Annotated in this window: 5 protein-coding genes; 3 read left to right on the forward strand and 2 right to left on the reverse strand. The window is 43.3% G+C overall.

Annotated features, from left to right (window positions below; translation table 11 throughout):
- Positions 1-120: 120 nt before the first annotated feature.
- Positions 121-837: a 16S rRNA (guanine(527)-N(7))-methyltransferase RsmG gene (rsmG, locus tag L0J61_RS07115; protein ID WP_301465648.1), complete on the reverse strand. Its 717-nt coding sequence runs from the start codon at positions 835-837 to the stop codon at positions 121-123.
- A 497-nt stretch (positions 838-1,334) separates the two neighbouring features.
- Here rsmG and L0J61_RS07120 point away from each other — a divergent pair, with 497 nt between their 5' ends.
- The 3 genes from L0J61_RS07120 to L0J61_RS07130 all read left to right on the forward strand — a co-directional run bounded on the left by L0J61_RS07120 (position 1,335) and on the right by L0J61_RS07130 (position 6,307).
- Entirely contained in the window at positions 1,335-4,226 is a 2,892-nt protein-coding gene (locus L0J61_RS07120; protein WP_301465649.1) for an ATP-binding protein, read from the forward strand.
- A 168-nt stretch (positions 4,227-4,394) separates the two neighbouring features.
- Positions 4,395-5,507: a YafY family protein gene (locus L0J61_RS07125; protein ID WP_301465650.1), complete on the forward strand. Its 1,113-nt coding sequence runs from the start codon at positions 4,395-4,397 to the stop codon at positions 5,505-5,507.
- Between the two features lie 152 nt (positions 5,508-5,659).
- Positions 5,660-6,307, forward strand: a complete 648-nt coding sequence (locus tag L0J61_RS07130) for a TerD family protein (RefSeq protein WP_301465652.1) — start codon at positions 5,660-5,662, stop codon at positions 6,305-6,307.
- A 172-nt stretch (positions 6,308-6,479) separates the two neighbouring features.
- On the opposite strand, the gene L0J61_RS07135 is transcribed toward L0J61_RS07130, so the two are convergent.
- Complete coding sequence (locus L0J61_RS07135) at positions 6,480-7,463, reverse strand: ion transporter (protein WP_301465654.1); 984 nt, start codon at positions 7,461-7,463, stop codon at positions 6,480-6,482.
- Positions 7,464-8,233 lie beyond the last annotated feature (770 nt).

Raw genomic sequence — 8,233 nt, forward strand, 5'->3', positions numbered from 1 at the left:
TAGTACTCGCTAGCATGGTAAGCCAACTCTAGAAAAATGCAACACCGCTAAATGCAACACCACTATTTGACCTATATCCGTCAACCGCGGCCGTTTGTCTGTCAAAAGTGAGCTCATAGCTTAGACATTTTTTGCAGACAATTCAATTAAATGACGACTATCCTGTAGGCATGGTACTTTAAGCTTAATCGTCTTAATATGCCAGCTACCATCCAATGCTTGTAATTCTTCGTCACTTGGCGCCTTGCCTTTCATCGCACATAAAAAACCATTGTCCGCCAGTCTCGGCGCTGCCACTTCGACAAAATCTATCAAACTGGCAAACGCTCTAGAAGTCACCACATCGTAGCTGGCTTCATGTGCCTCGATACGAGAGGCAATTGGCTGCATATTATGCAATCCAAGCTCACTGCTTATTTGTTTGATAAAGCGAATCTTCTTTTGGTTACTATCCAGTGCGGTACACTGACGCTCAGGCTGACAAATAGCAATAATAACTGCTGGCAAACCCGCACCAGTACCGATATCCAACAAAGTCCCTGGTGGTAGATGCGTTATGACGGCTAAGCAATCAATCACATGCTTAATCAATGCCTCTTCAGGGTTAGTAATGGCGGTCAGATTATACGCTTTATTCCACAATAAAAGCTGGTCTAAGTATAATAATAATGTACGCTGCTGCGTCCCACTGACAGACAGACCCAAATCATTGATTGCTTTGGCTAAGGTGTTCGCCAGTGCGGGCAACTGTGATCCAAGCTTTACAAATCCAGTTGGGTCAATACGTAACTCACGTTTATGGGCAGACGATGAAGACGGGTTGATGGAAGCTGACATACGACAAGTTATCCAGTTTTGACATGAGAACCTTGCATTTTATCATGCAGCCTGCCCGTTGAATAGTTACAGATTGCACCAATATGAAACATCCTACACGCTCCGTGCTTATGATATGAGACTATTGTGCCTGGACGATATCAAGCTCACGGATTATTATATTTATGCTTACTATTCATACAGGGTCGTTGATACTCAACCACCTATCCAAGTATGAGACAAAACGGTCATGAATGACTTCTTTAAAATGTAACTGTTTTTTCTGACTATACCTTGACCATATCTTGTAAGATAACACTGCTGATTATAAATAACCCAAAACAAGCACAGAGATAAATAACAAAAAAACCTTTTAGCTATCACATATTTTTGAAACAACCACTCAATTATCTCAGCACATGACCACAACCTTATATTTATCAAACCCAAACTATTAAACTTGAACTATTAAACTCAAAAGCTCTCTAATAAAAATCACCAAATAAGATATTTACCATATGGCAACACCTACTACTGAAATGACAGAGACGTTGGGCAAAAAACCTGAACACACTCCGGAACAAAACCCAAAACCTAAACTGGAGTGTAAATCAGAACCTAATAAGCAAACAGAACCAAAGACACCCTGCCCACTCTTTATAGAGACCAAGCAGCGCTGCCTTGTAAACGCTGAACAACTAAAACGCTATAGCATACCTCAGGAGCTACCGACAGACACGCGTACAGCACCAGATCTGGACATCGGCTTTGGACAGCAACGCGCGCTAAAAGCTTTGGAAACTGCTTTTAATATTAAAGCCAGTGGCTACCATGTATTCGCTGCTGGCGAAAACGGCTTGGGCAAACGTACTGTTATTAGCCGCTTATTGAAACGGACAGCTGCAGACGCGCCGACGCCAGATGATTGGGTTTACGTACACAACTTTACCGATCCACGCACTCCACTCGCATTGCGTCTGCCTGCCGGTCAAGCTTTACTATTACAGCAGCAGGTCAACCATCTATGGCAACAAGCCAAAAAACGATTGAACCAACGCTTTCGTAGTGATCAATACCAAAGTAAAATTGAAGCCATCAAAAACGACACTCATCAAAAAGAAAGCCATGCTTACGACGTGCTAAATGCTGAAGGTAAGCAATATGACTTAACACTGACGTTTCGCTCCTTTGACAACAAAGCAATGTTCGTACATCCCAGCAAACTAGCGACTGAAAACGGCAATGAGACTGACAACAACCCAACTGACAGCCACTCAAACACCTCATCAACACGCAAACACACCAGTACCTCTAATACTGATGACACTCATGGTCACAAAGATAGCAAAACTGACTATAGCCATAACCATGACTATTCTGAGCACCCTAATACTGAATACGACCGCAGTGGGTACGAATCTGAGCTGAATAACTTCATCAAAAAAAATCACATGCAAAAACGCTTGAGTCAGCTAACCATCGCCTTAGAGCAATTAGAGGACGAAGCCAATGACGCCATAGAAACCTTACATCGAGATATTGCACGTCGTGCATTGCAGCCTTTGTTTGCACCGCTTTATGAGCAGTTTTCCGCCCTCCCGCAAATCATTGATTATCTTAAATCAGTATTTGCCGACATGGTTACTCATGTCGAACGTATCGTCAATGGCGATGATGAAGAGTTTGTGACGGCAGTATTGGCCACCATACCGAGTCGCTACGCTGTGAATGTCATCGTCAGTCACTCGCCAGACAGCGGCGTACCTGTCATTTTTGAAGACATGCCAACTCACTTAAACCTATTAGGTCACGTGGAGCAAATTACCCAACTAGGCACAGTAACGACCGACGTCAGTATGATACGTGCCGGTGCCTTACATCGCGCCAACGGTGGCTATTTACTATTAGAAGCCAGCCACTTACTTGAACACCCATATGCATGGCAGGGGCTCAAGCGAGCATTGCAATCACGCAAAATCAAACTCTCGAGCCTAGAACAAATGATAACTTTGACAGGCAGTTTGTCACTGGCACCTGCCCCCATTGACCTTGATGTAAAAGTGATTTTGCTTGGTGAGGCCGATTTATATTATGAACTATTAGAGCTTGAGCCTGAGTTTGATGCGGTCTTTAAGGTTCGTGCCGACTTTCACGATGACGTAGTCCGTACGAAAGAGCACGAGCTGGTGTTGGTAGCAAAAATGGCCGATATCATTGATTATGCCAAGCTATATCCATTTGATAATAGCGCACAAGCCACTTTGCTTGAACACTTGAGCCTGCAAGCGGAAGACCAAAATCGCTTGAGCCTGCACAGTGACTTGCTGATTAAGTTATTGCATGAATCCAACCGTCATGCGGTTATAAACGAAAAAAATATCGTCGATGCCCATGATGTCATCCAAGCCATTGATGATATGGAAGAGCGCTCGGGATACCTGCGTGACCTGTATTGGGATGAAATCAAAAGTGGTCAGCAACTTATCCAAACCAAAGGGTACGCTGTAGGACAAATCAACGCCCTAACTGTCGTCAGCTATGCTGATAGTGAGTTCGGCTTACCAGCTCGCTTAACTGCTGTCATCCAACCAAATATCGGTAACGGGGAAGTTCTCGATATCGAACGAGATGTAGATTTGGGTGGTAGCTTACACGCCAAAGGCATGCTGATCATGACCAGCTATTTACGTTCATTATTTAGTCAGCATCACAATTTAAACTTCAGCGCATCACTCGCCTTTGAGCAAAGCTACGCGCATATTGATGGCGATAGTGCCACCCTCAGCGAAGCCTGTGCCCTACTCTCCGCCTTAGCTGATGTACCTATCAACCAATCGTTTTCGATCACTGGCTCTATGAATCAGCTAGGAGAAGTACAAGCGGTCGGCGGTATTAACGCCAAAATCGCAGGATTTTTTGATGCTTGCCGCGAGCAAGACCTGACTGGACAGCAAGGCGTGGTCATCCCAATGGCAAATGTCAAACAACTCATGCTGCGCGATGATATCATTGCCGCCGTCAAAGCCGACACCTTTCATATCTATGGCGTACAAACATTGAGTGAAGCATTGACTCTGATGACTGGTCTGCCCATCGACACCGTCAACAAAAAGGGACGCTACCGTAAAAACACCTTGTTTGGTAAGATTTTGGGCCGTTTGATGTTGTGGGATGAAAACCAAAACGGTCATGATGATCTCGACGAAAAAGACCAATCAGACAAAGAACCATCACAGAAAACGTCGTCCGATAGAGCAAGCACGCAGAAAGACAAAAAAAGACGCAAAGCAAAACGTCAAAAAAAGAAAGAAGATAGAGAAAAGAAAAAAGATAAAGAAAAAAAGAAACGCAAACAGGAAGAAGAAAGTAATGATGACGTCGCGATTGAAAATGCAGAAAACATCGATTAAATAGTTCGATTAAGTGGATCGATTGAATTGAGGACACGCCCTAGACCCTATGATGCTTTTCTGCGATGATAAATGGCTTTCGCTACGTTAACTTGCACTCCGTTAATAGGTATAATATCCATCTTTGGCTTTATTCTTGTGACTCTATATAATATAGGTTATCTCTTCATGACTACACATCGTAAGACCACCGACGATCAGCCAGACACCGATGGGCAGGCGTCCACGCTATCAACTCCTGATGCCGAGCCTGTAGAGATTAACAACCCTAACGGTCATGGGGCGGCTACCACTGCACGCCAGTGGCAAGTACTGTCACAGCTACAGCGTAATCGCTGGGTAGGAACAACTCATATCTACGATCAGCTCAAGCTGGCAGGCTTTAAGATCAGTCTACGTACTGTACAGCGCGACTTAAACGCTCTATCCAAACGCTTTCCCATCGAAAAAAATAATGCCAACCCCCAAGGCTGGCGGTGGCGTGATGACGCCCCTCTACAAAGCCTGCCGCACATGAATCTATCGCAGGCCGTCGCTTTCAACATGGTCGAGGCCAATCTAACCCAGCTATTGCCACCTGCTATTCTAGATGAGCTCTTCCCTTGGTTTGATTTGGCACGTCGTCAGCTGAAAAACAGTAAAGTAACGCATTCTTGGATAGACAGAGTGCGTATCGAACCTGCCACTCAGCCTTTAATCGCGCCCCACATTGATTTGGATAGCAAAGACAATATCTATCACGCATTATTTTACCAATTACAAATCAATGCCTGCTATACCCGTAGCAATAAATCCCAAGCCAGTGAGTACACCCTAAACCCTATTGCTATCATCCAGCGCGGAGTTATTATCTATTTATTGGCGACACGTACTGATGATCCAGAGGCCATCATACGTACCTTTGCCCTACATCGATTCGATAGTGTAGATATCCTCGAAACGGCCGCCCAGACGCCAGACGGCTTTCACCTCGACACTTATTTGGATGCTGGCAGTATGGGCTTTAGCCATCCTCTGTTTGGTGAACTACCGAGCCGTGGTAAAAATACTGCTATTGAATTACAATTCACTAAACGGGCAGGTAAAAGCCTAACCGAAAGCAAGCTCAGCGACGATCAGACGGTCACCCTAAATGATGATGACACACTGACGGTTCAAGCAACGGTCAACCTAACTTCTCAGCTGGTTTGGTGGTTGCGTGGCTTTGGTAGCGGTCTATTAAATGCCGAGCCAGTGTTGTTATGCCAAGCTGTCTTGGATAAGCCCACTGACGTTGAGTGATACCGAAAATTAATACCGAAAAATGACACTGAAAAACGCGACTTTTTAACCTCTTGGATTAACCCACGAAAAGTCGCTTAAATAAAGTATTAGAGCATGTTGAAGACGTGCCATTGATAACCCTATAAAATTAAACACCCACAAGGAATACTATGTCGACCACTGCGCCATATCCACTACTTTCAGACAGTTTAAAAGGACTGGGCTTAGATGTGGGAACGTTATTTTTCGCGCTAAATTACGAGCATACCAAGATTGCACCCAAAGGAATGTTTAAACGTTTTAAAAAGCAAAAAAGCGCGATTGATATTGATATTGCTTGCGTACTATATGACGATGATTGCAATATCAGCGACATCGTTTGGTTCAAAAAACTACGAGACCAAGTAGAGTCTGTGTGTCATCAAGGTGATAGCTTAAACGGCAAAGACCGTGGCGAGCAATCTATGTATTTAGCGCCGCTCGACCAAGAGCAAATCAGAATTTATTTAGAAAAAGTTCCTGCGCATATCACCCATATTGCTATGATAGCCAACTCCTACCACAACCACCCTTTCTCTAGAGTAAAAAAAGGCGAGATTCACCTGAGTGATGATGAAGGCAATCATTGTTTTGAAGTCAACCTAAAACAACTGCCACGAGACTGCACAACACTTTGGGTTGCAAATTTGCGCCGAGAAATAGATGATTGGCATCTAACCTTACAAAATCTCCCACTTACCGCTGAGGATATAACAACCGCAGCGCAAAAAGTGGCTCATGAACTGGCACGCGCACTGCCTGCTACACAAGAATCTTAAAATCAACACCATCCCGTTCCATGATAAAAGGCGCTGAGTGCAAAAAAAGGCGCTAAGTGCAAAAAAGGGTGCTACGTTTAAATACGCAGCACCCTTTTCTACACAAGCTATTCAAGCATTTACAGTACAGCCAAGCTCTGTCATCACCTGCAAATAGATAGACCCAAATCGCTTATAAAGACTCACCACAATTAGGACAAAAATTCTTTTGCTTTGTCTCTACTTCTCTCTCTCGTCGTTCCAGCTCTTGTTCGCGCAGTACCTGTAATACGATATTTTGGGCTTGCTCTTTATCCAGTCCTAACTCACGACGAATTTTATCGATCATCATCTGATTTTTTACCAAATCAAAATCACTATCAATCAGTTGTTCTCGGAAATGTTGCTCTAACTCTTCACGGCGTTGCGCCAGCTCATTTGCCAAGCCAGTTGCCAAAATACCAGCTGGGAGTGCGGCCAGACCCACACCCAAGATCGTAATAATCGCACCGAGTATCTTGCCGGCATTCGTGATCGGCGTAACATCACCATAACCTACCGTCGTAAGCGTCACCACAGCCCACCACATCGCCTTGGGTATCGACTCAAATTCATCTGGTTGCGCATGGTTCTCGACCAAATATATGCCACTAGAAGCAGTCACAATCATGATAATCAAAATAAAAATAACCGCTTGAAACGACCCTTTCTCCTTACTGATGACCACCAATAAAATACGCATGGAGGCAAAATAGCGAGTCAGTTTCAAAATTCGGAACAAGCGCAAGATACGTAAGAAGCGCAGATCAATAGAAACGAAGAAGTTTAAGAACGCTGGCACAATAGCAATCAGGTCAACGAGCGCAGAAGGGCTTTTCAACCACTGCCAGCGCTGACGCCACGTCGTATTATCTGGCTTTTCTTCAGCCACACTCCACAAACGCAGCAAGTACTCAATAGAAAACACGATGATAGAGAAATTTTCAAACCCAATAAAATAATCTTGGTAAGGGTAATACCAGCTGTCCACAGACTCAGCAATCACAGCTGCAACGTTGGTCATGATCAAAAAAATCAAGAAATAGTCAAGATAGCGACTAAACCAAGTGTCATGTTCATCATTTTGCAAGATGTTATAAACGAAAAGACGAAAGCGACGTATAGATTGGGTTAGCATACTATCCTTCTTCGGTAAATCACCGGTATGTTATTAGTGAAAAGTAGGCTGACAGCAGAGTATATCTTAAATATTGCGAACCCACTTACAACTTCAACTATTATAAAAACACCTAGAGCGTGTTGGTAACTAGTCCATTAATACACCAGTAGGATATTTAGCAGTCTCAAAATCGTGAGATTTTTTCTACACATGACCTGAAATTTTGTCGATATAATCATACTCACGGTAGTGTTTCCATTTTATTTAGTGGCAAATAATGACTAAGTTTTTCATTTTTAGCCTCACCACCTCATAATGACATGCGCTACTTCTGACAACTGGCATTATACGAAATACGCATAATAAATATAGACAGCTATTAACATTATTACTGACAGTACCAACCCAAGCAATTTTAAAAAATACTCATCAGTACACAACTGCTTGCTTATATCTTGTTCAGGGACCAGTGATAGTTTGCACTCTGGACAGTCAGAACTAGACTCATTTAACAAAGTCAGCGTACGTGCATTTTCGCAACGCAGAGGAGAGTTACTACAATAGCCAATCATAGACCTTTACCTTTACCTTTCATTCTACTCGTTATCACATTCATCAAATAGCTCACATGTTACACCAACGGCTCCGTCCTAGCGATTAATATACAAAAATAAATATAGATCGTGTTGAACATTCGCAACGCTCAAAACCGACGTTCTGATTTTCGTCTAATCCAGTAAAGTTTAATCCAGTAAAATCGGTATAAAAGCGATAGTTATTTAAAACCT

Source organism: Psychrobacter sp. (assembly GCF_030457785.1).
Taxonomy (GTDB): Bacteria; Pseudomonadota; Gammaproteobacteria; order Pseudomonadales; family Moraxellaceae; genus Psychrobacter.

Coding starts and splice junctions, on each gene's coding strand:
- L0J61_RS07120 (WP_301465649.1), top strand. CDS start 1,335: ATGGCAACACCTACTACTGAAATGACAGAGACGTTGGGCAAAAAACCT.
- rsmG (WP_301465648.1), bottom strand. CDS start 837: ATGTCAGCTTCCATCAACCCGTCTTCATCGTCTGCCCATAAACGTGAG.
- L0J61_RS07130 (WP_301465652.1), top strand. CDS start 5,660: ATGTCGACCACTGCGCCATATCCACTACTTTCAGACAGTTTAAAAGGA.
- L0J61_RS07135 (WP_301465654.1), bottom strand. CDS start 7,463: ATGCTAACCCAATCTATACGTCGCTTTCGTCTTTTCGTTTATAACATC.
- L0J61_RS07125 (WP_301465650.1), top strand. CDS start 4,395: ATGACTACACATCGTAAGACCACCGACGATCAGCCAGACACCGATGGG.